At 72.0% G+C, this 25167-nt stretch carries 20 protein-coding genes, 1 tRNA gene, 1 pseudogene and 1 riboswitch; of the genes and pseudogenes, 13 read left to right on the top strand and 9 right to left on the bottom strand.

All coding sequences use genetic code 11. From position 1 onward, the window contains the following. The first annotated feature begins 235 nt into the window (after positions 1 to 235). Together ABT085_RS21145 and ABT085_RS21140 are read left to right on the top strand one after the other, a co-directional pair. Positions 236 to 2101 (top strand): tetratricopeptide repeat protein, encoded by a 1866-nt coding sequence (locus tag ABT085_RS21145; RefSeq protein WP_351609877.1) that lies wholly within the window; start codon positions 236 to 238, stop codon positions 2099 to 2101. A gap of 503 nt (positions 2102 to 2604) precedes the next feature. After that, positions 2605 to 2678 (top strand) — tRNA-Met (locus ABT085_RS21140). Between the two features lie 77 nt (positions 2679 to 2755). Here ABT085_RS21140 and ABT085_RS21135 read toward each other — a convergent pair. After that, positions 2756 to 3157: a CBS domain-containing protein gene (locus ABT085_RS21135; RefSeq protein WP_351609874.1), complete on the bottom strand. Its 402-nt coding sequence runs from the start codon at positions 3155 to 3157 to the stop codon at positions 2756 to 2758. Between the two features lie 172 nt (positions 3158 to 3329). Next, on the bottom strand, positions 3330 to 4130 hold the full coding sequence (gene hisN / locus ABT085_RS21130; protein WP_351609871.1) for a histidinol-phosphatase: 801 nt from the start codon (positions 4128 to 4130) through the stop codon (positions 3330 to 3332). Positions 4131 to 4316: 186 nt separating this feature from the next. Here hisN and ABT085_RS21125 point away from each other — a divergent pair, with 186 nt between their 5' ends. Then, a complete protein-coding gene (locus ABT085_RS21125) occupies positions 4317 to 4928 on the top strand; it encodes a TetR/AcrR family transcriptional regulator (protein WP_351609869.1) in 612 nt (203 codons plus the stop codon). A gap of 60 nt (positions 4929 to 4988) precedes the next feature. Here the strand turns inward: ABT085_RS21125 and ABT085_RS21120 are convergent, their stop codons facing one another. The 4 genes from ABT085_RS21120 to ABT085_RS21105 form a co-directional block, all read right to left on the bottom strand. After that, on the bottom strand, positions 4989 to 5312 hold the full coding sequence (locus tag ABT085_RS21120) for a DMT family transporter (protein ID WP_351609866.1): 324 nt from the start codon (positions 5310 to 5312) through the stop codon (positions 4989 to 4991). Positions 5313 to 5574: 262 nt separating this feature from the next. Further along, positions 5575 to 6588 carry a ribosome small subunit-dependent GTPase A gene (gene rsgA / locus ABT085_RS21115; RefSeq protein ID WP_351609863.1) on the bottom strand — a complete coding sequence of 338 codons (1014 nt, stop codon included), beginning with the start codon at positions 6586 to 6588 and terminating at the stop codon, positions 5575 to 5577. A 13-nt stretch (positions 6589 to 6601) separates the two neighbouring features. Then, positions 6602 to 7933 (bottom strand): 3-phosphoshikimate 1-carboxyvinyltransferase, encoded by a 1332-nt coding sequence (gene aroA / locus ABT085_RS21110; RefSeq protein ID WP_351609860.1) that lies wholly within the window; start codon positions 7931 to 7933, stop codon positions 6602 to 6604. A 304-nt stretch (positions 7934 to 8237) separates the two neighbouring features. After that, positions 8238 to 8969, bottom strand: coding sequence for a M50 family metallopeptidase (locus tag ABT085_RS21105; protein ID WP_351609857.1), 732 nt, complete (start codon positions 8967 to 8969; stop codon positions 8238 to 8240). 50 nt (positions 8970 to 9019) lie between these two features. Between ABT085_RS21105 and ABT085_RS21100 the strand changes: the two genes are divergently transcribed. From ABT085_RS21100 to ABT085_RS21055, 10 genes and pseudogenes are all read left to right on the top strand, one after another. Beyond that, positions 9020 to 9835, top strand: a complete 816-nt coding sequence (locus tag ABT085_RS21100) for an SOS response-associated peptidase (RefSeq protein ID WP_351609855.1) — start codon at positions 9020 to 9022, stop codon at positions 9833 to 9835. A 1-nt stretch (position 9836) separates the two neighbouring features. Beyond that, the gene (locus ABT085_RS21095) at positions 9837 to 10505 is read left to right on the top strand and encodes an alpha/beta hydrolase family protein (protein WP_351609852.1); all 669 of its coding nucleotides are present in this window, start codon (positions 9837 to 9839) and stop codon (positions 10503 to 10505) included. Between the two features lie 310 nt (positions 10506 to 10815). Continuing rightward, positions 10816 to 11499, top strand: a complete 684-nt coding sequence (gene sigR, locus ABT085_RS21090; RefSeq protein ID WP_351609883.1) for an RNA polymerase sigma factor SigR — start codon at positions 10816 to 10818, stop codon at positions 11497 to 11499. Then, positions 11496 to 11807 carry a mycothiol system anti-sigma-R factor gene (gene rsrA, locus ABT085_RS21085; protein ID WP_351609850.1) on the top strand — a complete coding sequence of 104 codons (312 nt, stop codon included), beginning with the start codon at positions 11496 to 11498 and terminating at the stop codon, positions 11805 to 11807. The genes sigR and rsrA overlap by 4 nt, the downstream gene beginning before the upstream one ends. Before the next feature lie 163 nt (positions 11808 to 11970). Beyond that, positions 11971 to 13287: pseudogene (locus tag ABT085_RS21080) on the top strand (HD-GYP domain-containing protein); the annotation flags it as partial. Between the two features lie 914 nt (positions 13288 to 14201). Continuing rightward, a complete protein-coding gene (locus ABT085_RS21075) occupies positions 14202 to 15452 on the top strand; it encodes an HD-GYP domain-containing protein (protein ID WP_351609848.1) in 1251 nt (416 codons plus the stop codon). Between the two features lie 110 nt (positions 15453 to 15562). Then, on the top strand, positions 15563 to 16543 hold the full coding sequence (locus tag ABT085_RS21070) for a tetratricopeptide repeat protein (RefSeq protein WP_351609846.1): 981 nt from the start codon (positions 15563 to 15565) through the stop codon (positions 16541 to 16543). 75 nt (positions 16544 to 16618) lie between these two features. Then, positions 16619 to 17269 carry a peptide deformylase gene (gene def, locus ABT085_RS21065; protein WP_351609843.1) on the top strand — a complete coding sequence of 217 codons (651 nt, stop codon included), beginning with the start codon at positions 16619 to 16621 and terminating at the stop codon, positions 17267 to 17269. Between the two features lie 329 nt (positions 17270 to 17598). Further along, positions 17599 to 18702, top strand: coding sequence for an epi-isozizaene synthase (gene cyc1, locus ABT085_RS21060; RefSeq protein WP_502982769.1), 1104 nt, complete (start codon positions 17599 to 17601; stop codon positions 18700 to 18702). Next, on the top strand, positions 18699 to 20069 hold the full coding sequence (locus tag ABT085_RS21055; protein ID WP_351609840.1) for a bifunctional albaflavenone monooxygenase/terpene synthase: 1371 nt from the start codon (positions 18699 to 18701) through the stop codon (positions 20067 to 20069). The genes cyc1 and ABT085_RS21055 overlap by 4 nt, the downstream gene beginning before the upstream one ends. Positions 20070 to 20143: 74 nt before the next feature. Here the strand turns inward: ABT085_RS21055 and ABT085_RS21050 are convergent, their stop codons facing one another. From ABT085_RS21050 to ABT085_RS21040, 3 genes are all read right to left on the bottom strand, one after another. Continuing rightward, a complete protein-coding gene (locus tag ABT085_RS21050) occupies positions 20144 to 21109 on the bottom strand; it encodes a GlxA family transcriptional regulator (RefSeq protein ID WP_351609837.1) in 966 nt (321 codons plus the stop codon). A 223-nt stretch (positions 21110 to 21332) separates the two neighbouring features. Further along, complete coding sequence (locus ABT085_RS21045; protein ID WP_351609834.1) at positions 21333 to 22349, bottom strand: ribonucleotide-diphosphate reductase subunit beta; 1017 nt, start codon at positions 22347 to 22349, stop codon at positions 21333 to 21335. After that, positions 22349 to 24709 (bottom strand): ribonucleoside-diphosphate reductase subunit alpha, encoded by a 2361-nt coding sequence (locus tag ABT085_RS21040; RefSeq protein ID WP_351609826.1) that lies wholly within the window; start codon positions 24707 to 24709, stop codon positions 22349 to 22351. Before ABT085_RS21040 ends, ABT085_RS21045 begins: the two co-directional genes overlap by 1 nt. Before the next feature lie 123 nt (positions 24710 to 24832). After that, a riboswitch (cobalamin riboswitch) is annotated at positions 24833 to 24976 on the bottom strand. Positions 24977 to 25167 lie beyond the last annotated feature (191 nt).

The raw sequence follows: 25167 nt of genomic DNA, 5'->3' as shown, positions 1-25167 counted from the left end.
GTCGCAGGTTCAAATCCTGTCCCCGCTACTTATCGCGAAGGCCCGGATCCTCCAAGGATCCGGGCCTTCGCGCTGTGCGAACGCATGTGCCGATGCCCGCGACCGCCGCGCCGCCAGGGGGAGTTGGGGGGATCCGTGTTTGACTTGTCTCTCTGTGGGCATGTCGACAAAACGCTGAAGTGACCTTCACTGACTGCGGTATACCGGATGTACCCAGGTTGCGGGTGGTGCGACGATGGACGTTATGGGGGACAAGGCAACTCTGTTGGAGACAGGGCGGTTTGTGCGGTCTGCTGACTTTGTGCAGCCGGCTGACCTTGTGCAGCCTTCCGACCGGGACGAGACCGGCGAGGCTGCGGAAGAGGCGCGCCTGCGGCTCGCCGTGGAGGCCGGCGAGGTCGAGGCGATGAGCGTACTCGGGGCCATGCTGCTGCGCCGCGGCGACCTCGACGGCGCCGAGCCGTATCTGCGCGGCGCCACCACCGCGGGCGACCGTGCCGCCGCCAACAACCTGGGTGTTCTTCTCTATCAGCGCGGTTACGCCGACGACGCCGCGGGATGGTGGCGGATCGCCGCCGTCGCGGGATCCGCGGCGGCCGCCCACGCCCTCGGGCGGTACCACCGGGAGCGCGGGGACGAGCCGGCCGCCGAGTACTGGCTGCGCCAGTCCGCCGAGCAGGGCCACGCCCTCGGCGCGTACGCCCTCGCCGACCTGCTGGAGCACCGTGGGGACGGCGGGGCCGAGCAGTGGATGCGGGCGGCCGCCGAGCGGGGCCATCGCGAGGCGGCGTACCGGCTGGCCAGGGCGCTGGACCGGCGGCACGGGCGGGAGGCCGACGGCGACGGCGCCGTCGTACCGGCCGCGACGGAGACCGAGACGGAGGTCGAGGTCGAGGCCGAGCAGTGGTACCGGCAGGCGGCCGCGCGCGGCCATCGCCGGGCCGCCCTGCAGCTCGGGGCGATCCTGGAGAAGCGCGGTGAGCTCAAGGAGGCCGGCCGCTGGTATCTGACGTCCGCCAAGGACGGGGAGGCGCAGGCCGCCTGCGCTCTCGGTTTCCTGCTGCGGGACGCCGGGGACAGCGAGAGCGCCGCCGTGTGGTGGCTGCGGGCCGCCCAGGACGGCGACGGCAACGCGGCGAACGCGCTGGGCGCGCTGCACGCCGAGCGCGGTGAGACCCAGACCGCCGAGCGCTGGTACCGGGCCGCGATGGACGCCGGCGACGACAACGGTGCCTACAACCTCGGCCTGCTCTGCGCCGAACAGGGGCGGACCGCGCAGGCCGAGCAGTGGTACCGGCGCGCCGCCTACGCCGGACACCGGGAGGCCGCGAACGCGCTGGCGATCCTGCTGCTCCAGGGCGGCGACACGACCGGCGCCGAGCCGTGGTTCTCCAAGGCGGCGGAGGCCGGGAGCGTCGACGCCGCGTTCAACCTGGGCATCCTGTACGCCGGGCGGGGCACGGAGAGCGAGGACGAGACCGCGCTGCGGTGGTACGAGCGGGCGGCGGCGGCCGGGCACACCGAGGCGGCGCTCCAGGTCGGGATCGCCCGGCTGCGGGACGGGGACGAGCAGGAGGCGGAGCGGCATCTGCGCTGCGCCGCGGGCGGCGGCAGCGCGGAGGCCGCGTACCGGCTGGCCGCCGTGCTGGACGCGCGCCGGCCTCCGCCGTCCACGCACGAACTCGGGGAGCACGTCCACGAGAAGACCGAGTGCGAGGAGTGGTACGAGCGGGCGGCCACCCAGGGGCACCGGCGGGCACAGGTGCGCGTCGGGATGCTCGCGGCCGACCGGGGCGATGTGGTGGAGGCGGCCCGCTGGTACCGGGCGGCTGCCGAGGCGGGGTCGCGCAACGGCGCGTTCAATCTCGGGCTCCTGCTGGCCCGGGAGGGCAGCGAGCCCGAGGCGGCCGTGTGGTGGACCCGTGCCGCCGACGCCGGGCACGGACGGGCGGCGCTCCGGCTCGCCCTGGTCTACGCGCGTCGTGGCGAACTGGCCGAGGGGCAGCGGTGGGCCGATCGGGCCGTCTCCCTGGGGCCGACGGAGGTGTCGGAGCGGGCGGCCCGGCTGCGGGACGCGCTGCGCCAGGAACTGTCGGCCTGACCCCGGCCGAGGGGCCGGCGAGCCCGCTCACCCGGCTTGCCACTCGCCCTGCCGGGCCGCGCCTGTCCCGGTCGTGCCGGCCCGGGCTGTGCCTGTCCCGGTCGTGCCAGCCCGGGCTGTGCCTGCCTTGGCCGGGCCGCGTCCGCCTGGGCTGTCGCTTGGCCCACCGGGCTGCGTCCGCGAGTCCGTCAGAGCCGTCGCTCGTCCAGGCGGGCCGCGTCCCCGCCATGGTTGCGCCTTTCCCGGTTGCGCTTGTCCGGATCGTCTCCGCCGGACTGTGCCCGCCCCGCCAGGTCGCGCCCCGCCGGGTCGCGCCCCGCCGGGTCGCGCCCCGCCAGGTTGAGCCCTGCCGGGCCGAGTCCACCCCGGCCGAGTCCACCCCGGCCGCGCCCGTCCGGGCTGTCGCCCGTCCCGGGTCCGGGGGCCTCCGTCGCCCTCCGTAGCGCGGATCGCCAAGTGATTTGCTTCTGTCCGCACCCTTGACGTAGTGTTCCATTCACCGACGCGGGGTGGAGCAGCTCGGTAGCTCGCTGGGCTCATAACCCAGAGGTCGCAGGTTCAAATCCTGTCCCCGCTACTGAAGGCCGAGGGCCGGAATCCGAAAGGGTTCCGGCCCTCGGTTTTTGCCGTACGGCCCAGCGCGTGCCGCCGCGCTCAGGCGGGGACGTGCTGCGCGGGCTGCCGGGCGGGTGCCCAGCACCGGATGACGTCGCGGACCGAGACGATGCCGGCCGGCTCGTCGCCGTCGAGCACGATCAGATGCCGGAAGCCCCCGTGGGCCATGGCGCCTGCGGCCTCCTCCAGCGTCCAGGTCGGGGCGGCGAACACGACGTCGTTGGTGGTGTGGGCGTGGGTGCGTTCGGTGTCCGGATTCTGGCCCAGGCCGACGGAGTTGAGGATGTCGCGCTCGGTGAGGATGCCGATGCCGCCGGCGTCCGGGTCGAGGACCAGGGCGGCACCGACGCGGCGCGCGGACATCAGGGCGGCAGCCTGGCGGAGGGTGTGATCGGGGCCGATGGTGAGGACCACCGTGCTCATGGCGTCGCGGACGAGCATGGTCTGGAGCCACCTCCTAGGAAACCCCCGGGGGTTCGGGCCCGGCGCCTGAGGCGCCCAAGGTGATGCACAAGTTCACAAGTGGGGGGTGTCCACAGCGTGACAGGTAAAGCAGAGGTCAACAAGGGGGCGTGCGCGGCCAATTGAGGGCGCGCACGCTCATCTGTGCCGATCAGCGGCGCTGGTTGAGGTACCCCAGCAGTTCGTCGTGCAGCAACCCGTTCGACGCGGCCGCGTTGCCGCTGTGCGGGCCGGGCCGGCCGTCGAGGCCGGTGAAGGTGCCGCCCGCCTCCGTCACCACGATCGCGGTGGCCGCCATGTCCCACAGGGAGAGCTCGGGTTCCGCACACAGGTCGACCGACCCCTCGGCGACCATCATGTACGGCCAGAAGTCGCCGTACGCGCGCGTGCGCCACACCTCGCGGGTGAGGTCCAGGAAGCCGTTCAGCCGGCCCTGCTCCTCCCAGCCGCTCAGCGACGAGTAGGCGAAGGAGGCGTCGCCCAGCTCGGAGACCTGCGACACGTGCAGCCGCGACGCCGAGGACAGGCTGCGGCCGGTGAAGGCGCCATGGCCCTTCGCGGCCCACCAGCGGCGGCCCAGGGCCGGTGCGGAGACCACGCCGACGACGGGCCGGTAGCCGCCCTCCGCCGCCTCCATCAGGGAGATGAGGGTGGCCCAGACGGGGACACCGCGCACGTAGTTCTTGGTGCCGTCGATCGGGTCGATGACCCAGCGGCGCGGGCCGGTGCCCTCGATGCCGTACTCCTCGCCGAGGATGGCGTCGCGGGGGCGGGCGCGCTGGAGCTGACCGCGGATGAGTTCCTCGGCCGCCTTGTCCGCCTCGGACACCGGAGTCATGTCCGGCTTCGTCTCGACCTTGAGGTCGAGAGCCTTGAAGCGGTCCATCGTCACGGCGTCGGCCGCGTCGGCGAGGACGTGGGCGAGGCGGAGGTCGTCCAGGTAGTCCGGCATGTAACGAACCGTATCTGCCGAGGTGGGTGCGGGGCTACCGGGGTCGGCGGGCCGGCCGCCGGGAGGAGCGGCGCGGGGCCGCCCGCGTACCGGGGACGACGAGCGCCCCGCGGTGCCTCCGAGAACCCTTGACAGTGCCCCCGTGCGCGTCAAATCTGGGCGCAGAGCCCCTCGCCCAGGGAGGCGATGATGCCCGCAGCACGGGAGTCCCTGCTGGATGCCGCCTACACGGCGTTGGCGCGCCTGCCGTGGTCCGCGGTGCGGATGGTGGACGTCGCCGCGGCGGCCGGGGTGTCCCGGCAGACGCTGTACAACGAGTTCGGCAGCAAGGACGGCCTGGCCCGGGCGCTGGTCAGACGGGAGGCGGACGGCTACCTCGCCGGGATCGAGCGGGCGCTCGCCGCGTACGCCGACGCCCGTGAGCGGCTCACCGCCACCGCGGAGTGGACCGCCTCGGCCGCCCGCGGGAACGCGCTCGTACGGGCCATGCTCACCGGCTGCTGGAGCGCGGGGCTGCCGACCCCCACACTGCGGGCGGTGCCGTCCTCCTCGCCGGTGCCGGCGCAACGGCGGGCGGACGGCCCGCTGCCCTCGCCCGGCGACTTCGTGGCGATCGTGCGCGACCGGGCCGTGGCCGCGCTGTCCGGTCCCGGCGCCGACCGGCAGGACATCGTGGAGCTGGCACGCTCCTGTGAACTCGCCGTCCGTGTCGGCCTGTCCTGTGTGTCCGCGCCCCCGGGGGAGGGAGAGGTCGGTGAGTTGGTGCGCGTCGCGTTCCCCCGCCCGTCGGCCGTGTGACGCACCGGCCGGCCGTGTGACGCACCCGTCGGCCGTGTGACGCACCCGTCGGGCGAAGTGTCAGTGGGCCGAGCCGGACAGCTGGAGGCCGATCACGCCGGCGATCACCAGGGTGATCGAGACGATCTTCAGGGTGGAGACCAGGTCGCCCAGGAAGACCATGCCGTAGATCGCGGTGCCCGCCGCGCCGATGCCCGTCCACACGGCGTAGGCCGGGCCCACGTCGAGCTTCTTCAACGACAGGGTGAGCAGACCGAAACTGCCCAGCGCGAAGCAGCTGAAGGCGACGGTCGGCCAGAGCCTGGTGAAGCCGTGCGACAGCTTCAGACACACCGCGAAGCCGGTTTCGAGCAGGCCTGCCACGACTACCAGCAGCCACGCCATGTGCTGTCCTCCCGGGTGTCAGCGCCTGTCTGCGCTTCGCGGCCGCTTGGTCGGGCTCGTCGGGCTTGGATCCGACTCGGTGCGATTATGCACTTACCGGGCCCGGGCCCAAACAAACAACGCGAAGGTCGGAGACCCTGTCGTGACGGTGGATCGGCTTCCCCGTGCCGCTGTGCCCCATGACGGAGAATCAGGCGCCCTCACTTGAGGGGAAGTCAGCCGCCCGTCCGGTGAAGGAAGCCGGCCGCCCGCGCGCGGTGGATCAGTCGCCCTCCGTGCGCTCCCGTGTCGCCAGCAGCCGGCGCAGCGAGTACAGCCGCGCCGGGTCCGCGTGCCCGTCGCCCACCCACGCGTCCAGCGCGCAGTCCGGCTCGTCGTGGCTGCACGCGCGCGGGCAGCCCTCCGTGCCCGGCTCCAGGTCGGGGAAGGCGTGGATCACGCGGGACGGATCCACATGGTGCAGGCCGAACGACCGTACGCCCGGGGTGTCGACCACCCAGCCGTCGTCGCTGTCGGCCAGCGGCAGCGCCAGCGCCGAGGTCGTGGTGTGCCGGCCGCGGCCCGTCACCGCGTTCACATGCCCGGTCGTACGCCGCTGCTCCAGCGGCACCAGCGCGTTCACCAGCGTCGTCTTGCCGACGCCGGAGTGCCCGACGAAGGCGGTGATCTTCCCGTCGAGCTGCTCGCGGACCCGGGCGACGGCGGTGCCGTTCTCCAGTTCCTCGCGGCTGGTGACGACGTACGGGATGTCGAGGTCGCCGTACAGCTCCAGGAGCTTGGCCGGCGGGGCCAGGTCGGACTTGGTGAGCACGAGCAGCGGGGTCAGCCCGCCGTCGAAGGCCGCCACCAGGCAGCGGTCGATCAGTCGCGGGCGGGGCTCGGGGTCGGCCAGGGCCGTGACGATGGCCAGCTGGTCGGCGTTGGCGACGACCACGCGCTCGTACGGGTCGTCGTCGTCCGCGGTGCGGCGCAGCACCGAGGTCCGTCCCTCGATGCGCACGATGCGCGCGAGCGTGTCCTTCTTGCCGGAGAGATCGCCCACCAGGGCCACCCGGTCGCCGACCACGGCGGCCTTGCGGCCCAGCTCACGGGCCTTCATGGCGATCACGGCCCGGTCCTCGACCAGGACGGTCAGCCGGCCCCGGTCGACGGTGAGGACCATGCCCTCGGCGGCGTCCTCGTGCTTGGGGCGGATGTGCGTACGGGGCCGGTTGCCCTTGCGGTTCGGCCGGGAGCGGATGTCGTCCTCGTCGGTGTGCTTGCCGTAGCGGCGCATGACCTGATCGCCCCTATGCCCCGAGCATCCCGGTCCACAGCTCCGGGAAGTCCGGGAGGGTCTTCGCCGTCGTCGCCACGTTCTCGATCCGCACGCCCTCCACCGCCAGCCCGAGGATCGCGCCGGCCGTCGCCATCCGATGGTCCTCGTACGTGCGGAAGGTCCCGCCGTGCAGGGGGCGGGGCCGGATGCGCAGTCCGTCGGCCGTCTCGGTGACGTCGCCGCCGAGCTCGTTGATCTCCTTGGTGAGCGCGGCCAGCCGGTCCGTCTCGTGCAGCCGCAGATGGGCCACGCCCCGCAGGTACGACGGGGAGTCCGCGAGGGCGGCGACGGCCGCGATGCCCGGCGTCAGCTCGCCGACCTCGCCCAGGTCCACGTCGATGCCGTGGATGACGCCCGATCCGCTGAACACCAGCCCGTACTCGGTCAGGTCGCAGCTGCCGCCCATCTCGGTGAAGATCTCGCGCAGCCGGTCGCCGGGCTGGGTGGTGCGGGCCGGCCAGTCCGGGACGACGACCCGGCCGCCGGTGACCAGCGCCGCCGCCAGGAACGGCTGCGCGTTGGACAGGTCGGGCTCGATGGTCAGGTCGCGGCCGAGCAGCGCGCCCGGGGTGACCCGCCAGACGTTCGGCTCGCCGCCCGACTCCGGGGTGTCGACCTGGGCGCCGACCGCGCGCAGCATGTCCACGGTCATCCGGATGTGCGGCATGGACGGCAGCGTGCTGCCGGTGTGGCGGACCTCCACACCCTGGTTGAAGCGCGGCCCGGACAGCAGCAGGGCGCTGACGAACTGGGACGAGGAGGAGGCGTCGACGGCGACCGGGCCGCCGTCCAGCGCACCGCTGCCGTGCACGGTCAGCGGCAGCGCGCCCCGGCCGTCGTCGTCGATCCGGGCGCCGAGGACGCGCAGGGCGTCGATCACGCCGTGCAGCGGACGCTCGTACGACCGCGGGTCGCCGTCGAAGCGGACGGGGCCGTCGGCCAGCGCGGCGACCGGCGGCAGGAAGCGCATGACCGTGCCCGCGTTGCCGACGTCGACCGTGGCCGGGCCGTGCAGCCCGGCGGGGATCACCCGCCACGCCTCGCCCGTGCCGCCCCCGGCGGTGGAGCTGGAGGACACCGTCTCCTCGATGCCGACGCCCATCGCGCGCAGTGCCCCGGCCATCAGCAGAGTGTCCCGGGAACGCAGCGGTCGGCGCAGCCAGCCCGGCTCGGAGGCGAGGGCGGCGAGCACCAGGGCCCGGTTGGTGACCGACTTGGACCCGGGCACGTGGACCGTCGCGTCGACGGCTCCGGTCGCGTGCGGGGCGGGCCAGAGGGCGGTGTCTGCGGGGTTCACGGTCATGCGCCCACTTTAGTGGCTGTCGGTGACCGGAGATCTTGATCAAAAGAGGCGAAAGCGGAGCGAAAGCGTGGCATGGACAGTGCCGCGCATATATGCGCAGGCGGGGCATGGCCATGGCATGACCGGAGCGCGCCCCGGACCCGGGACCGAATCGCCCCCGACCCGGGACCGAATCGTGCCCCGACCCTCGACCGAATCGCGCCCCCGACCTGGACCCGGGCGCGGCACCACCGCCGTGGCGGGTGCTCGCGCCGCGTCGTGCGGCACCGCCGCCGCGGGACGCGCTCGTGCCGGGCCCGGACGCTCACAGACCCAGCAGCCACCTGCCGCCGCCGAGCAGCGAGCACAGGGACACCGCGTGGAACAGGAACAGCCACAGCCACGCCGGTACGTGCGTCAGCCGCGACAACTGGTCCGCGTCCGAGTCCCCCGCGCCCCCGCGCGACCGCTTGGCCTGGAGTTCGAAGGCCGGACGCACCCCGCCGAACAGCAGGAACCACACCACCGCGTACGCGAACGCCGCCTGCACCTGCGGCCCGGCCAGCCAGGACACCAGCAGGAAGGTGCCGCCGGTGAGCACCACGGTCAGCACCCCGTAGGCGTTGCGGATCATCACCAGCATGGCGACCAGCAGGGCGGTGGCCAGCCAGAGCAGCAGCGTGATGTGACCGGCGCCGAGCAGCGCCGCGCCGCCCAGGCCGAGCAGCGGGGGAGCGGTGTACCCGGCGGCGGCGGTGAGGATCATGCCCAGGCCGTACGGCTTGCCCCGGCTGAGGGTCAGACCGCTGGTGTCGGAGTGCAGCCGGATGCCGGTGAGGGTGCGGCCGCTCACCAGCGCCACCAGACCGTGGCCGCCCTCGTGCGCGATGGTGATCGCGTTGCGCGAGATGCGCCACAGCGGGTGGGGCACGACTATGGCGAGGCCCGCGACCAGGGTGGCGAGCACCACCCACAGATCGGGGTCCGGCTGGGTGCCGAAGACCTCGTCCCACAGGGAGCCGAGCGAGGCCAGCGAGGTGGATGCGGTGCTGTCCATTGTCAGTGGTGGCTCCCTTTCGCGGCGCGGAATCTGGCAGTGTTGCACGTATGTGCGGACGGTATGCAGCCAGTCGTGGGCCCGAGGATCTCGCAGCAACCTTTGAGGTCGAGCAGTGGGATCCGGAAGAGACGCTGGCGCCCGACTACAACGTGGCCCCGACCAAGGAGGTCTACGTCGTCCTCGACCGCCCTGTGAAGGACGCGGACAGCCCGAGGCCGGTTCGCCAGCTGCGCAAGCTCAGATGGGGACTCGTCCCGTCCTGGGCCAAGACGCCCGAGGGCGCCGCCCGGATGATCAACGCCCGCGCCGAGACCGTGCACGAGAAGCCCTCCTACCGCCGCGCCTTCGCCGCCCGGCGCTGTGTCGTCCCCGCCGACGGCTACTACGAGTGGGTCACCGGCACCCAGGAGCGGGACCTGGAGGTCGAGGGGAAGAAGAAGCGGCCGCGCAAGCAGCCGTACTTCGTGACGCCGGCGGACGGCTCGGTCTTCGCGATGGCGGGACTGTACGAGTTCTGGCGGGACCGGACGCTGCCGGACGATCACCCGCTGGCCTGGTGGGTGACCTGCTCGGTCATCACGACCGAGGCGGAGACCGCGCCGCTCGCGGCCGCCCCCGCCGAGGGCCCGCGCACGCTGGCCGACATCCACCCCCGCATGCCCCTGATGCTCACCCCCGACCGCTGGGACACCTGGCTCGACCCGTCCCGCACGGACCCCGACGAACTGCGTGACCTGCTCGCGCCGCCGCCGACCGGGCTGATGCGCGCCTACCTCGTCTCCACCGCGGTCAGCAACGTCCGCAACAACGGAGCGGAGCTGCTGAAGGAGCTGGAGGGGCCCGAGGAGGGCACACTCTTCTGACGTGACGAAGATCAGCGACGTGAGCGAGACCAGCGTGAGCGAGACCGCCGAGACCGTCGAGACCGATGCCGGTACCGCCCGGATCACCTGGCACCGGGCCGCCGACGCGCGGCTCGTCCTCGCCGTGAGCCACGGCGCGGGCGGCGGGGTCGACGCCCGGGACCTGAGGGCGCTCGCCGCGGTGCTGCCCGCGCACGGGGTGAGCGTGGCGCTGGTCGAGCAGCCCTGGCGGGTGGCCGGGAAGAAGGTCGCGCCCGCCCCGAGGACGCTGGACGTGGGCTGGCGCGGGATCTGGCCCGCGGTGGCTGAGCCGGGGCTGCCGGTGATCTCGGGCGGCCGCAGCGCGGGCGCCCGGGTGGCCTGCCGTACGGCCCTGGAACTGGGCGCCGCGGCCGTCCTGGCGCTCAGCTTCCCGCTGCACCCGCCGGGCCGGCCGGAGAAGTCCCGGGCCGGCGAACTGCTCGGGGCCGGGGTGCCCACCCTCGTCGTCCAGGGCGGGAACGACCCGTTCGGCAAGCCGGGCGAATTCCCCGAAGGGGGGTACGGGCTGGTCGAGGTTCCGTCGGGTGACCACGGCTTCGCCGTGCCCAAGCGCGGGGACATCACCCAGGAGCAGGCCCTGGAGGTGATCACGGACGCGGTCGTGGTGTGGATGGGCTCACTCGGGTGAGGGACGGGAATGCTGGGCGGCCCGTCACGGTTGACGCCGACATAAGTGCTGGTGCACCAGCGCCGATGTCGAAGGAGAGGAAGTCCGCCGCATGGGTTCGACCATCTGCCCGCTCGTCACCCGCGACCACCCCGTGGACGGGCTGCACCCGGCGGATCACGATCCGGGCCGCGGCAGCCGCGCCGACCTCGACTGGACGGTGCTGCACGCGGCCAAGATCGCTCCTATTCGAGCGGCGGCGGGCACGTCTCGTCGTCTATCCTCCGATTCGAGTGGGATCGGTTTCGATCCCGCCCGGGAACTTGAGGAGGTGGGTCCGGTCACTGGGACCGACGCAGGGACCGACAACGGCCAGGCGGAGCAGCCCGAGGGCCAGGGCATGAGTACGGAGTCCGCCACGGAGCGCACCGCGCGCTTCGAGCGGGACGCGCTCGAATTCCTCGACCAGATGTATTCGGCTGCCCTGCGCATGACGCGCAACCCGGCCGACGCCGAGGACCTGGTGCAGGAGACGTATGCCAAGGCGTACGCGTCCTTCCACCAGTTCCGTGAGGGCACCAATCTCAAGGCGTGGCTGTACCGCATCCTCACGAACACGTTCATCAACTCGTACCGCAAGAAGCAGCGCGAACCGCAGCGCAGCGCGGCCGAGGAGATCGAGGACTGGCAGCTCGCGCGTGCCGAGTCGCACATGTCGACCGGTCTGCGCTCCGCCGAGTCGCAGGCGCTCGACCACCTGCCCGACTCGGACGTGAAGGAAGCGCTGCAGGCGATCCCCGAGGAGTTCCGCATCGCCGTCTATCTCGCGGATGTAGAGGGCTTTGCGTACAAGGAGATCGCGGACATCATGGGGACACCCATCGGTACGGTGATGTCCCGGCTGCACCGGGGCCGCCGTCAACTGCGCGGCATGCTCGAGGACTACGCCCGTGAACGCGGACTGGTCCCGGCGGGCGCCGGAGAGTCGAACGAAGCGAAAGGTTCGGGCTCATGAGCTGCGGAGAGCCGCACGAGACGGACTGCAGTGAGGTACTCGACCATCTGTACGAGTTCCTCGACAGCGAGATGCCCGAACTCGACCGTGACAAGTTCAAGCACCACTTCGAGGAATGCTCGCCGTGCCTGGAGAAGTACGGTCTGGAGCAGGCCGTGAAGAAGCTGGTCAAGCGGTGCTGCGGGCATGACGACGTGCCCAGCGACCTGCGGGCCAAGGTCATGGGGCGACTGGATCTGATCCGGTCCGGGCAGGCCGTGCCCGAGCATGACGTGACCGCCGCTCCGGCCACCCCGCAGGAGTCCTGAACCACAGCGCGCTCTGCCGGTGATCCGGCCCGCTTTCACTCGAACGTGCTAATGCGGAGCACTTTCGCCCACGGACCCGCCCCCGGCCGCCCTAGGCTCCGGAGCCTGGACAGGCATGGTCATGGCCAAAAACGGTCGTGGCCGGGGGAGGGGCGGGGGCGTCATGGAGGCGGCGGTACCGGCGCGGGCACGTGCGTACGTCGTCTGTACCGCTCTCGGTGCCGGGCTCTGTCTTCAGCCGCTGCCACCCGCACCCGCCGCCCGCTGGGCCGTCGTCCTGCTCGCCGCGCTGTACGCGGTCGGCGAGCGGGTCGCCCGTCGGCGCCTCGCCGGAACGTTCCACCCCCTGCTGCTCGCCGGGGCCTTCCTGCTGCCCCCGTCGGCCGCGGCACTCGTCGCGCTGCCGGGGGCACTGCTGTCCGAGGCCGACCGGCCCGTGCTGCTGCGGCGCGTCTGGCGGGCCGCCCAGCTGACGCTCGGGGTGTGGGCCGCGGCCCGGGTGCACCGGGCGTTCGGCGGGCGCGAGGCGGTGGCGGCGGCCGACTTCCCCCGGGTGCTGCTGCCGGCCGGCGCGGCCGTCCTGGTCTTCTGCCTGGTGCTCGGCGCGCTCGACGGCGGGATCCTGGTGCTGGCCGAGCGCGTCTCGGTCCGCCGGGCCTGGCGCGGACCGTTCCCGCGCTCGCTGGCACCGGCCGCCGTGCACGGACTGGCCGGACTGATGATGGCGGTCCTGTGGCGCAGCCCCTACGGTCCGGTCGCCGCTCTGCTCGTGCTGCTGCCGATGTGCGTGTCGGGGTGGGTGTTCGCCCAGTACCACCGGGAACGGGCCGCCCATCAGGCGACCATCCGGGCCCTCGTGCAGGCCGTCGACATCAAGGACGCGTACACCCGCGGCCACAGCGAGCGGGTCGGGCAGGCGTCGATGATGATCGCCCACGAGCTGGGCATGGACGACGAGCGGGCCGAGGTGCTGCGCTTCGCCGGGATCCTGCACGACGTGGGCAAGCTGGGGGTGCCCACCAGGCTGCTGCGCAAGGACGGGCCGCTCACGCCCGAGGAGCGGCGGGTGATCGAGCTGCATCCCGAGTACGGGCACGAGATGGTGCGCGGCATCGGCTTCCTGGGGGAGGCCCGGTCGGCGATCCTGCACCACCACGAACGGCTGGACGGGAGCGGATACCCGTACGGGCTGGTCGGCGGCCAGATCCCGGAGTTCGCGCGGGTCGTGGCGGTCGCCGACGCGTTCGACGCCATGACGTCCACCCGGTCCTACCGCCGGGCCCGGCCGGTGCCGGTGGCACTGGAGGAACTGCGGCGCTGCGCGGGGACCCAGTTCGACCCGGCGATGGTCGGGGCGCTGGTGCGTGCGCTGGAACGCCGGGGATGGCATCCGACGGTGACGGCGGACGAGACGCCCGCCTCCGGGCTCCGGCCGGCCGGACCGGGGACCCAGTCACCCGCCCCCGGGAACGGGGCACCTGCCGACCCCGCGCCCCAGACACCCTCCGTGTCACCTGCCTCCCCCACGCCTTCGGCGTCTCCTATGGCCGAGGCGTCCCTCGCGTCCCAGGCGCCCCCTGTGTCTCAGGCACCTGCTGTGCCTTCGGCGTTTCCTATGGCCGAGTCGTCCCTCGCGTCCCAGGCGCCCCCTGTGTTTCAGGCACCTGCTGTGCCTTCGGCGTTTCCTATGGCCGAGTCGTCCCTCGCGTCCCAGGCGCCCCCTGTATTTCAGGCACCTGCCGTGCCTTCGAGGTCCCCCATCGCCCAGGCACCCCTCGCGCCCCACACACTCTCCGCGCCCCAGGCGTCCTCGGTGTCTCAGACGGCCCTCGCGCCCCAGGCGTCCTCGGTGTCTCAGACGGCCCTCGCGCCCCAGGCGTCCTGGGTGCCTCAGGTGGCCCCTGTGCCCCAGGCGTCCTCGGTGCCTCAAGTGGCCCCTGCGCCCCAGGTGCCCTCAGCGTCCTCGGCGCTCCAAGCGGCCCCTGCGCCTCAAGCAGCCTCCGCGCCCCAGACACCCCCCACGCCCCAGGAACCTTCCGTGTCCCAGGCGTCCCCTATGCCGTCCCCGCCCCCCACGCCTTTCGCGCCCCCCGTGCCTCCCGCTTCCCCCGCGCCCCAGGGCTCTCACACACCCAAGGTTGCTCCCGAGCCCCAGGCCTCCCCCGCTCGCCAGGCTGGCCCCGCCCCCCAGGCCCCCCAGGCCCCTCACCACCCCGGAGCGCATCGGTGACCGCGTCCGGGGGTGCCCGGCACCGGCCTGCGCGCGGGCACCGGCCCCGGCCCGGACGCCGGCCGCGATTCCTCCGCCGGCACCGACGCCGTGACCGTCACCGCGCCGATGCCCACCCCACGCGCCGTCACCAGCACGCACCCCGCCTCCGGGCCCTCGGCCTCATGCACACCTGTGCCGCCGTTCTCGCCGCGCTCTGCCTGGCGGTCACCCTCTGGCGAGGCATCGACGACCGCGGGGCCGCCCTCGCCTTCGGGCTCCTCGTCGCCGTCGGGGAGCTGACCCGGTGGAGCGGGCCGGAGGGCAGACAGGCCGCACCGCTGGCCGCCGCCGGAGCGCTGTCGTACGCCCTGCTCGGACCGGAGGCGGGGCACCTCGCCCTGCCAGGGGTACTCGGCCCCGCCCCGACCGTGGACACCGCCGTCGGTGTCGCGCGGATCGTCGCCGTGGTCTTCGCCGCGTCCCTGCTGGGCAGCGTGCCGCACCTCGCCCGCGGGCCGGGTCCGGCACTCGACCAGCTGGCGCGCCGGGTGCTGACCGTCGGATTCGCCGCCGTGTGCTTCCAACCCCTCTACCGCAGCGGGGTCTTCGCGGACCGGCCCGGCTGCTTCTACGTACTGCTGCTGGTCGCGCTGCTCGCGCTCACCGCGCTGTGCGACGCGGTGCTGGCGGCCGCGGCGGCACACTCGCGCACCGGCGGGCCGTTCGGGCCGCTGCTGCGGGACGAACTGCGGGCCCTGCTCGGCATCGGCTCGGCGGTGTGCGCGACCGGGGTGGTGATCGCGCTCGCGGTCGCCGCGGCGGGACTGTGGGCGCTGCCCGTGTTCTGCCTGCCCCTGCTGCTCGCCCAGGTGTCCCTGCGCCGGTACGCGGCCGTACGCGCCACCTACCGGCAGACCATCGCCTCCCTCGCCCGCGCCACCGAGATAGCGGGCTGCACCCCCGCCGGGCACGCACGGCGCGTCGCCGCGCTCAGCCGGGCCGTCGGACGGGACCTGGGACTGCCGGAGGCCGAACTGGACGTACTGGAGTACGCGGCCCTCATGCACGACATCGGACAGCTGAGCCTGGTGGACCCGGTGCCGGCGGGGGCCACCGCCGTGCTGCCCGCCGCCGAGCAGCGGCGGATCGCGCTGCTCGGCGGGGCCGTCGTGCGGCAGACGGGGGTCGACGGAGCCGTCGCGGTGGTGGTGGAGCGGCAGGCCGACCCCTACCGGGAGCAGCCGCGGGCGGCCCGGATCGTGCGGGCCGTGAACGCGTACGAGGAGAAGGCGCGCGACGCGGGGCCCGGCGGTCCGCTCACGGCGCTGGAGGAACTGCGGCTCGGCACGGCCGGGGAGTACGCGCCCGAGGTCGTCGAGGCACTGGCGCGAGTCCTGGCACGGGGCTGTCTGACCTTGCCCTCCATGGGGTAACCCATGGGTAATGAGCGCCTCTCCAGCCCTACGTGGTTGGATGCGAGGGAGAGGGTGTCCGGGGGCACTAGCCAGCCCACCCCACGGAACTGGACCGGCAGGCGGGAATCGTGAGGATCTTCGGAAAGGGACGGCACCGGCCCTCCGCCTCCTGGCGGCAGGCCACCGATCGCGCGTTCACGCTGATCGGCGACGGCCGGTACGAGGACGCGGGCGCCCTGCTGACGCGGGCCGCCGATCTGGAGCCGTGGCTGTCCGAGTCCTGGTTCAACCTCGCCCTGCTGCACAAGTTCCGGCACGACTGGGAACAGGCCCGCACCGCCGGTCTGAGGGCCGTCGCCCTGCTGGAGCGGGAGACGGGCGCTCCGGACTGGTGGAACGTCGGCATCGCCGCCACCGCCCTCCAGGACTGGCCGCTGGCCCGCCGGGCCTGGCAGGCCTACGGACTGCAGGTGCCCGGGGGCGCCACCGCGGCCGGGGAGCCCGTCGGCATGGAGCTGGGCAGCGCGGCCGTACGGCTGTCGCCCGAGGGCGAGGCCGAGGTGGTGTGGGGGCGCAGGCTGGACCCCGCCCGGATCGAGGTGCTGTCCATCCCGCTGCCGTCCTCCGGGCGGCGCTGGGGCGAGGTCGTACTGCACGACGGGGTGCCGCACGGGGAGCGGACCACGTCGGCCGGGCACTCCTATCCGGTCTTCGACGAGATCGAGTTGTGGGCGCCGTCGCCGGTGCCGACCTGGGTGGTCCTGCTGGAGGCGGCGACCGAGGCGGACCGGGACGCGCTGGAGCGGCTGGCGGCCGACGCCGGCTTCGCCGCGGAGGACTGGTCGTCGTCGGTCCGGCTGCTGTGCCGGATGTGCTCGGAGTCGCGGATGCCGTCCGACGAGGGCGACGGGGTGCACCTCGACCCGCACGACCACAGCGAACCCGGTCACCCCGGCCCGCTCGGCCACCGCACCGACGGACAGCTCTGGGCGCCCGAGCGGGAGTGCGGGGTGGCCGCGCCGGCCGCCCTGGTGCGCGGTCTGCTGGACGGCTGGGTCGCGGACAGCCCCGACTCACGGGACTGGCGCGACCTGGAAGAGGTCTGCTGAGCCGCCCCCGGGACGGACGCCCCCTTAGGCTGTACCCGCAGAATTTTCAGGCTTGCAGGAAGGCGTACGTCGGTCATGGCGCAGCAGGACACCGATCAGCAGCACGCGGGCGTGCTCCCCGTGGACGACGAGGGCTTCGTCATCGACACCGAGGAGGCGGAGGAGCGCGAGAGCGCCTGGCGCGAGCGCGGCACCTCGCGGCCGATCACCGTGGTCGGCAACCCGGTGCTGCACAAGGAGTGCCAGGACGTCACCGACTTCGGTGCCGAACTCCAGCAGCTGGTCGCGGACATGTTCGCCAGTCAGCGCACCGCCGAGGGCGTGGGCCTGGCGGCGAACCAGATCGGCGTCGACCAGAAGGTCTTCGTCTACGACTGCCCCGACGACGAGGGCGTCCGGCACGTCGGCGTGATCTGCAACCCCGTGCTCGTCGAGCTGCCCGCCGACCGGCGCCGTCTGGACGACAGCAACGAGGGCTGCCTGTCGGTGCCGACGGCGTACATGCCGCTCGCGCGCCCCGACTACGCCGAGGTGACCGGACAGGACGAGCTGGGCAACCCGGTCAGGGTGCGGGGCACCGGCTACTTCGCCCGGTGTCTCCAGCACGAGACCGACCACCTGTACGGCTATCTGTACATCGACCGTCTCTCCAAGCGCGACCGCAAGGACGCGCTGCGGCAGATGGCCGAGAGCGAGCCCCGCTACCCGGTGGTGGCCAACGACTGAGCCGGTCGACGGCTTCCGGACGCCTGGTCGGGTTCTTCCCGGCCAGGCGTCGTGCGTCTGCCCTCCGCCCGGCGACGCCATGCACCTGACGCCGTACGCCTGACGTCATGCACCCCTGACTCCGTACACCTGATGCCGTACACCTATGGAGTGATCCAGAACCGGTCATGCGGGAGAGGATTCTCGGCAGGTTAGGTAATGGATTGGAGCAAATCCATTCCCAGACGGTCAGCCGTAGTGCTGAATGGTAAGTGCGGGGATACGCAACGGCGCACGCCCGGCACGACGGGAGGGGTGTTGCGCCCACCGGCGGCTGAGAGGGGTAGTTCGTGCCTGCTTTCCCATACAGCACAACCCAAGGCACCAAACAGGCATCCGCGCCGAATGTGACCGTCGTCCCGCCCGCGCTCTGTCTTCCGATGGTCGAGGACGAGTTTCCCCGGCGACTTCATGAGTATTGGCCAAAGCTTCAGGAGCGGACGCGCGTCTGGCTGCTGGAAAAGCGGCTCATGCCGGCCGACAAGGTATCGGAATATGCCGACGGTCTTTGCTACACCGATCTCATGGCGGGGTACTACCTGGGCGCTCCCGACGACGTCCTCCAGGCCATCGCCGACTACAGCGCGTGGTTCTTCGTCTGGGACGACCGTCATGATCGCGACATCGTGCACGACCGGCCGGCCGCCTGGCGGCGGCTGAGGTTCCGGTTACACGCGGCCGTGGACTCCCCCGGGACCCATCTGGACCACGAGGATCCGCTGGTCGCGGGGTTCGCGGACAGTGTGGCCCGGCTGTACGCGTTCCTGTCCACCACCTGGAACACCCGGTTCGCCCGGCATTTCCACGAGGTGATCGAGGCGTACGACCGTGAATTCCGCAACCGCGCCCGCGGGATCGTCCCCACGGTCGACGACTATCTCGCGCTGCGCCGCCTCACCTTCGCACACCGGATATGGACGGATCTGCTGGAGCCGAGTGCGGGGTGCGAACTCCCGGACTTTGTGCGAAGGAATTCTGCCTACCGGCGGGCGGCGTTGCTGAGCCAGGAATTCGCCGCCTGGTACAACGATCTCTGTTCCCTCCCGAAGGAAATAGCGGGAGAAGAGCTGCACAATCTCGGAATCAGTCTCATCACTCATGAGAAGCTGACTCTCGAAGAGGCGGTCGAGGATCTCAGGCGACGTGTCGGGGAATGCGTATCGGAATTCCTTGAGGTCGAACAGGACGCCTTGCGGTTCGCCGACGGACTCGTCGACGGTACGGTGCGGGGAAAAGAACTGAGCATCGCCGTGCGGGCCTGCCTCGCGAACATGCGGAACTGGTTCAGTTCCGTCTACTGGTTCCACCACGAGTCCGGCCGTTACATGGTCGACAGCTGGGACGACCGGTCCACGCCCCCGTACGTCAACAACGAAGCGGCAGGTGAGAAATGACCGTCGAGTCCGTGAAACCCGAGGGGATCCAGGCACCCGGGCTGCGCGAGCCGCCCCTGGCGGGGGGCGGCGTTCCGCTCCTCGGCCACGGCTGGCGGCTGGTGCGCGATCCACTGGCGTTCATGGCGCGACTGCGCGAGCACGGCGACGTCGTACGCCTGAAACTCGGACCGAAGACGGTGTACGCCGTCACCACCCCCGCCCTCACCGGCGCGCTGGCGCTCAGCCCCGACTACAAGATCGACGGACCGCTGTGGGAATCGCTGGAGGGCCTGCTCGGCAAGGAGGGCGTGGCCACCGCCAACGGCCCCCGGCACCGGCGCCAGCGGCGCACCATCCAGCCGGCCTTCCGGCTCGACGCGATCCCCGCCTACGGGCCGGTCATGGAGGAGGAGGCGCACGCGCTGACCGTGCGCTGGCAGCCCGGTGACACCGTCGACTGCACCTCCGAGTCCTTCCGGGTCGCCGTGCGGATCGCCGCCCGGTGCCTGCTGCGCGGCGACTTCATGGACGAGCGCGCCGAGCGGCTGTGCGTCGCGCTCGCGACCGTCTTCCGCGGGATGTACCGCCGGATGGTGGTCCCGCTCGGACCGCTCTACCGGCTGCCGATTCCGGCCAACCGCGATTTCAACCGCGCGCTGGCCGATCTGCATCTCCTCGTCGACGAGATCGTGGCGGAGCGCCGGGCATCCGGTCAAAAGCCGGACGATTTGCTGACGGCATTGCTGGAGGCGAAGGACGAGAATGGCGAGCCCATCGGGGAACAGGAGATCCACGACCAGGTCGTCGCGATCCTCACCCCGGGCAGCGAAACCGTCGCCTCCACGATCATGTGGTTGCTCCAGGTGCTCGCCGAACACCCCGAACACGCCGACAAGGTACGGGCGGAGGTCGAATCCCTGACCGGTGGCCGACCCGTCGGATTCGATGACGTCCGCAAACTCACGCACACCAACAATGTCGTCGTCGAGGCCATGCGGCTGCGTCCCGCCGTTTGGATTCTGACCCGGCGCGCGGTGACCGACACCGAACTCGGTGGCTATCGCATTCCGGCCGGTGCGGACATCGTCTACAGCCCCTACGCGATCCAGCGCGACGGCCGTTCCTACCGGGACAACCTGGAGTTCGACCCCGACCGCTGGCTGCCCGAGCGGGTCAAGGACGTGCCCAAGCACGCCATGAGCCCGTTCAGCACCGGCAACCGCAAATGCCCGAGCGACCATTTCTCGATGGCGCAACTGACCCTGATCACGGCGGCGGTGGCGACGAAGTACCGCCTGGAGCAGGTGGCCGGTTCCGACGACACCACCCGGGTGGGCATCACACTGCGTCCGCACCGGCTGCTGCTGCGGCCGGTGGCGAGGTGACGGTGCGGCGGGGCGACGGCGGTGCGGCGACGGCGGTGAGGTGATGGTGGCGGGGTGACGGCGGCCGGTCGTGGTCAGGCGGCCGCCGGGCCCCGGAACGTGCGCCGGTAGGCCTGAGGCGTGGTGCCCAGCGCCCGGACGAACTGGTGGCGCAGCGCCGCCGCGGTGCCGAACCCGGTGCGCCAGGCGATCGCGTCCATCGTCTCGTCCGTCGCCTCCAGCATCTGCTGGGCCAGCAGCACGCGCTGGCGCAGGATCCAGCGGTACGGAGTGGTCCCGGTCTCCTGCTGGAAGCGGCGGGCGAAGGTGCGCGGCGACATGTGGGCGCGGGCGGCGAGCCGGTCGACGGTGACCTCCTCGTCGAGGTGCTGCTCCATCCAGGTCAGCGTCTCGCCGACGGTGTCGCAGGCGCTGCGCGGCAGCGGCCGCTCGATGTACTGGGCCTGGCCGCCGTCCCGGTGCGGCGGCACCACCATCCGCCGGGCGATCCTGTTGGCGACCTCGGGCCCCTGCTCCTTGCGCACGATGTGCAGACAGGCGTCGATCCCGGCGGCGGTGCCCGCCGAGGTGATCACCGGGTCCTCGTCGACGTAGAGCACGTCCGGCTCGACGATCGCCCGCGGGTACTGCCGGGAGAGTTCGGCCGCGTGCCGCCAGTGCGCGGCGCAGCGGCGTCCGTCCAGCAGCCCGGCGGCACCGAGCACGAAGACCCCGGAGCACACGCTGAGCACCCGGGCGCCCCGGCCGACGGCCCGGCGCAGCGCCTCCAGCAGCTCGGGCGGGTGCTCGCGCAGGATGTTGGCGTCGGAGGCGGGCACCGCGATCAGGTCGGCCTCCTCCAGCCGCTCCAGGCCGTACTCGGTCGACACCGTGAACCCGGCGACATGGGTGCTGAGGGTCGGCCCCTCGGCCGAGGCGACGGCGTAGTCGTACACCGGCAGCCCCTCGTCGCTGCGGTCGATGCCGAACACCTCGCAGACCACGCCGAGTTCGAAGGGGTGCGCGCCGTCGAGCAGAACGGTCACCACGTTCTTCAGCATGCCGTCAGTGTGCCGCAGATCCCGCCCGGAAGGTGGCAGGAATTCGCAGTCGTGCGGCAGTCCTGCCACTGTCAGGAGTGTTCGCGGCGTACGACAGTTACCTCATGAACTCACTCAACGGATACGCCGCCCTCCTGGTCGCCCTCGTCCTCCTCGCCGGTCCGGCGCTCGCGTGGCTGCTGCGCGAGCGCCGGATCGACCGGGAGCTGAGGCCGCGGCCGGCTCAGAAGTCCTCGTCCAGGTCGACGGTGCCCTCCACCGCCACCTGGTACGCGGACGGACGCCGCTCGAAGAAGTTGGTCAGCTCCTGAACCCCCTGGAGCTCCATGAAGGAGAAGGGGTTCTCCGAGCCGTACACCGGGGCGAAGCCGAGTCGGCTCAGCCGCTGGTCGGCGACGCACTCCAGGTACTGCCGCATCGAGTCGGTGTTCATGCCCGGCAGGCCGTCACCGCACAGGTCGCGCGCGAACTGCAGCTCGGCCTCGACGGCCTCCCGGAGCATGTCGGTGACCTGCTGCCGGAGTTCGTCGTCGAACAGCTCCGGCTCCTCCTTGCGGACGGTGTCGACCACGTCGAAGGCGAAGCTCATGTGCATCGTCTCGTCGCGGAACACCCAGTTGGTGCCGGTGGCCAGACCGTGCAGCAGACCCCGGCTGCGGAACCAGTAGACGTACGCGAAGGCTCCGTAGAAGAACAGGCCCTCGATGCACGCGGCGAAGCAGATGAGGTTGAGCAGGAAGCGGCGGCGGTCGGCCTGGGTCTCCAGCCGGTCCAGCTTCTCGACCTCGTTGATCCACTTGAAGCAGAACCCGGCCTTCTCGCGGATGGAGGGGATGTTTTCTACGGCGTCGAAGGCGGCCGCCCGGTCCTCGGGATCGGGGAGGTAGGTGTCCAGCAGCGTCAGATAGAACTGGACGTGCACGGCCTCCTCGAACAGCTGGCGCGACAGGTACAGCCGCGCCTCCGGGGAGTTGATGTGCTTGTAGAGGGTCAGCACCAGGTTGTTCGCCACGATCGAGTCGCCCGTCGCGAAGAACGCGACCAGACGGCCGATCAGATGCTGTTCGGCCGGGGTCATCTTCGCGAGGTCGGCCACGTCCGAGTGGAGGTCGACCTCCTCCACGGTCCAGGTGTTCTTGATGGCGTCCCGGTAGCGCTCGTAGAAGTCCGGGTAGCGCATCGGGCGCAGCGTCAGCTCGAAGCCCGGGTCGAGGAGGTTCTGGTTACGGGTGGAGCTCATTACTGGCAGGCCTCGCAGGACTCGGGGTTCTCAAGGGAGCAGGCGACGGCGTCGGGGTCGGCCGTCTGCTGGACGGGGATGGTGGCCTGGGCCTGGGCGGCCCGTGCGATCCGGGTCGCCGGACGCGAACGCAGGTAGTACGTCGTCTTCAGGCCCGACTTCCAGGCGTACGCGTACATCGAGGAGAGCTTGCCGATGGTCGGCGTCTCCAGGAACAGGTTCAGGGACTGCGCCTGGTCCAGGTACGGGGTGCGGGCCGCGGCCATGTCGATCAGGCCGCGCTGCGGGATCTCCCACGCCGTGCGGTACAGCGCCCGCACGTCGGCCGGGATCCACGCGAAGTCCTGCACCGAGCCGCTGGAGTCGCGCAGCGCCTCCCGGGTGCGGGCGTCCCACACGCCGAGGTCCTTGAGGTCCTGCACCAGGTAGGAGTTGACCTGGAGGAACTCGCCGGACAGCGTCTCGCGCTTGAACAGGTTGGAGACCTGCGGCTCGATGCACTCGTACACGCCCGCGATGGACGCGATGGTGGCGGTCGGCGCGATCGCCAGGAGCAGCGAGTTGCGCATCCCCGTGGCGGCGATGCGTGCGCGCAGGGCCGTCCAGCGCTCCGGCCAGGTGAGCTCGACGTCGTAGTGGTCGGGGTGCAGGACGCCCCGGGCGGTACGGGTCTTCTCCCAGGCCGGCAGCGGGCCGTTGCGCTCGGCGAGGTCGGCGGAGGCCTCGTACGCGGCGAGCATGATGCGCTCGGCGAGACGGGTGGACAGCCGCCTGGCCTCCGGGGAGTCGAAGGGCAGGCGCAGCTTGAAGAAGACGTCCTGGAGGCCCATCGCGCCGAGGCCGACGGGACGCCACTTCGCGTTGGAACGGCCCGCCTGCTCGGTCGGGTAGAAGTTGATGTCGACCACGCGGTCGAGGAAGGTGACCGCGGTGCGGACGGTCTCGTCCAGCCGCTCCCAGTCGATGTCGCCGTCGACGACGAAGGCGCCCAGGTTGACCGAGCCCAGGTTGCAGACCGCCGTCTCGCCGTCGTTCGTGACCTCCAGGATCTCCGTGCAGAGGTTGGAGGAGTGGACGACGTGCCCCGGCTCGGCCGTCTGGTTGGCGGTGCGGTTGGCGGCGTCCTTGAAGGTCATCCAGCCGTTGCCGGTCTGCGCGAGGGTGCGCATCATGCGGCCGTACAGATCGCGGGCGGGAATCGTCTTCCTCGCCAGGCCCGCCGCCTCGGCCGCGCGGTAGGCGGCGTCGAACTCCTCGCCCCACAGGTCGACCAGCTCGGGCACGTCGGAGGGGGAGAACAGGGACCACTGCGCGTCGGCGTTCACGCGGCGCATGAACTCGTCCGGGATCCAGTGCGCGAGGTTGAGGTTGTGCGTACGGCGGGCGTCCTCGCCGGTGTTGTCGCGCAGTTCCAGGAACTCCTCGATGTCGGAGTGCCAGGTCTCCAGGTAGACCGCGGCCGCGCCCTTGCGCCGGCCGCCCTGGTTCACCGCGGCGACCGAGGCGTCGAGGGTCTTCAGGAACGGGACGATGCCGTTGGAGTGCCCGTTGGTGCCGCGGATCAGCGAACCGCGCGAACGGATCCGGGAGTACGACAGACCGATGCCGCCCGCGTGCTTGGAGAGCCGGGCGACCTGGTGGTAGCGGTCGTAGAGGGAGTCCAGCTCGTCCAGCGGGGAGTCGAGGAGGTAGCAGGACGACATCTGGGGGTGCCGCGTACCGGAGTTGAAGAGCGTGGGGGAGGAGGGGAGGTAGTCCAGGCGGCTCATCAGCCGGTAGAGCGCGGAGACCTCGTCCACCGAGCGGGCCGAGTCGTCCTCGGCGAGGCCGGCGGCGACCCGCAGCATGAAGTGCTGGGGCGTCTCGACCACCTGACGGGTGATCGGGTGTCGCAGCAGATAGCGGCTGTGCAGGGTGCGCAGACCGAAGTAGCCGAACCGGTCGTCGCCCTCGGGGTCGACGAGCGCGTCGAGGCGGGCGGCGTGGATGCGGGTGAACTCCGCCGTACGGTCGGCGATGAGCCCTTCCCGGTGCCCGACGGCGACGGACTCGGTGAACGTCGTCACGCCCTGCGAGGCGGCCTCGGCGGCGATGCTGATGGTCAGCAGCCGGGCGGCCAGCCGCGAGTAGGCGGGGTCGTCGGAGATGAGCCCCGCGGCCGCCTCCGTGGCCAGCTCGCGCAGCTCCGTCTCGTCCGCCCGCGCGGACCGGCCGCGCAGCGCGGCGGCGGCGACCCGGCCGGGGTCGGCGTCGGGGAGGTCGGCGGTCAGCTCGGTCAGGGTCCGCAGCAGCGCGGCACCGGGACCGTCGGTCTCCCTGGCCGGGGTGGCTGAAGCCGGATCGGCTGGCGCGATGGTCACGTGGGACTCTCCCTCGCTCGGCAGGGGGCCTTGCGGAGGGCAGGGGGCGGCACACGAGCGCACGGGGCGTCGCGTCCACCGGTCCATTCCGCGAGACCCGGACGTCAAGGCACCCGGACCGGACGGCCGGGCGCGCGGTCGGCAGGTCCTCGGACTGGACGCGTGGATGCCCGCCGTAGGGCGGACAGGCACGGGTACACCGTTGCGGGACAGTTCCGGATTCGCACCGGATTCCCCTGCGGCGACAGCGAGCACGAGCATACATCTTGTGCCGGGCTGCGGTGCCACCACCAGATGTTGTGTCATGTCGGCTTCGGAGCGTGTCAGTCGCTCTTCTCGCGGACGACGGGCGGGGGCCCGCACGGCGCCGCGGCCGGGCTCCCCGCAGGCGCCGGACGGGCTCGCGGCGGGGCCTCCGCCCGGCCCCTGGCGGCGGGCGCCGGGGGACGCGAAGGGGC

The sequence above is a fragment of the Streptomyces sp. NPDC002265 genome, assembly GCF_040296125.1.
Taxonomy (GTDB): Bacteria; Actinomycetota; Actinomycetes; order Streptomycetales; family Streptomycetaceae; genus Streptomyces.
Note: the sequence above shows the minus strand (reverse complement) of the source record. Positions and strands in the feature narration are given on the sequence as shown.

What these genes read in the sequence shown, in the direction of transcription:
- ABT085_RS21145 (WP_351609877.1), top strand. Translation starts at nt 236, where the DNA reads ATGGACGTTATGGGGGACAAGGCAACTCTGTTGGAGACAGGGCGGTTT.
- ABT085_RS21135 (WP_351609874.1), bottom strand. Translation starts at nt 3,157, where the DNA reads ATGCTCGTCCGCGACGCCATGAGCACGGTGGTCCTCACCATCGGCCCC.
- hisN (WP_351609871.1), bottom strand. Translation starts at nt 4,130, where the DNA reads ATGCCGGACTACCTGGACGACCTCCGCCTCGCCCACGTCCTCGCCGAC.
- ABT085_RS21125 (WP_351609869.1), top strand. Translation starts at nt 4,317, where the DNA reads ATGATGCCCGCAGCACGGGAGTCCCTGCTGGATGCCGCCTACACGGCG.
- ABT085_RS21120 (WP_351609866.1), bottom strand. Translation starts at nt 5,312, where the DNA reads ATGGCGTGGCTGCTGGTAGTCGTGGCAGGCCTGCTCGAAACCGGCTTC.
- rsgA (WP_351609863.1), bottom strand. Translation starts at nt 6,588, where the DNA reads ATGCGCCGCTACGGCAAGCACACCGACGAGGACGACATCCGCTCCCGG.
- aroA (WP_351609860.1), bottom strand. Translation starts at nt 7,933, where the DNA reads ATGACCGTGAACCCCGCAGACACCGCCCTCTGGCCCGCCCCGCACGCG.
- ABT085_RS21105 (WP_351609857.1), bottom strand. Translation starts at nt 8,969, where the DNA reads ATGGACAGCACCGCATCCACCTCGCTGGCCTCGCTCGGCTCCCTGTGG.
- ABT085_RS21100 (WP_351609855.1), top strand. Translation starts at nt 9,020, where the DNA reads ATGTGCGGACGGTATGCAGCCAGTCGTGGGCCCGAGGATCTCGCAGCA.
- rsrA (WP_351609850.1), top strand. Translation starts at nt 11,496, where the DNA reads ATGAGCTGCGGAGAGCCGCACGAGACGGACTGCAGTGAGGTACTCGAC.
- ABT085_RS21075 (WP_351609848.1), top strand. Translation starts at nt 14,202, where the DNA reads ATGCACACCTGTGCCGCCGTTCTCGCCGCGCTCTGCCTGGCGGTCACC.
- def (WP_351609843.1), top strand. Translation starts at nt 16,619, where the DNA reads ATGGCGCAGCAGGACACCGATCAGCAGCACGCGGGCGTGCTCCCCGTG.
- ABT085_RS21055 (WP_351609840.1), top strand. Translation starts at nt 18,699, where the DNA reads ATGACCGTCGAGTCCGTGAAACCCGAGGGGATCCAGGCACCCGGGCTG.
- ABT085_RS21050 (WP_351609837.1), bottom strand. Translation starts at nt 21,109, where the DNA reads ATGCTGAAGAACGTGGTGACCGTTCTGCTCGACGGCGCGCACCCCTTC.
- ABT085_RS21045 (WP_351609834.1), bottom strand. Translation starts at nt 22,349, where the DNA reads ATGAGCTCCACCCGTAACCAGAACCTCCTCGACCCGGGCTTCGAGCTG.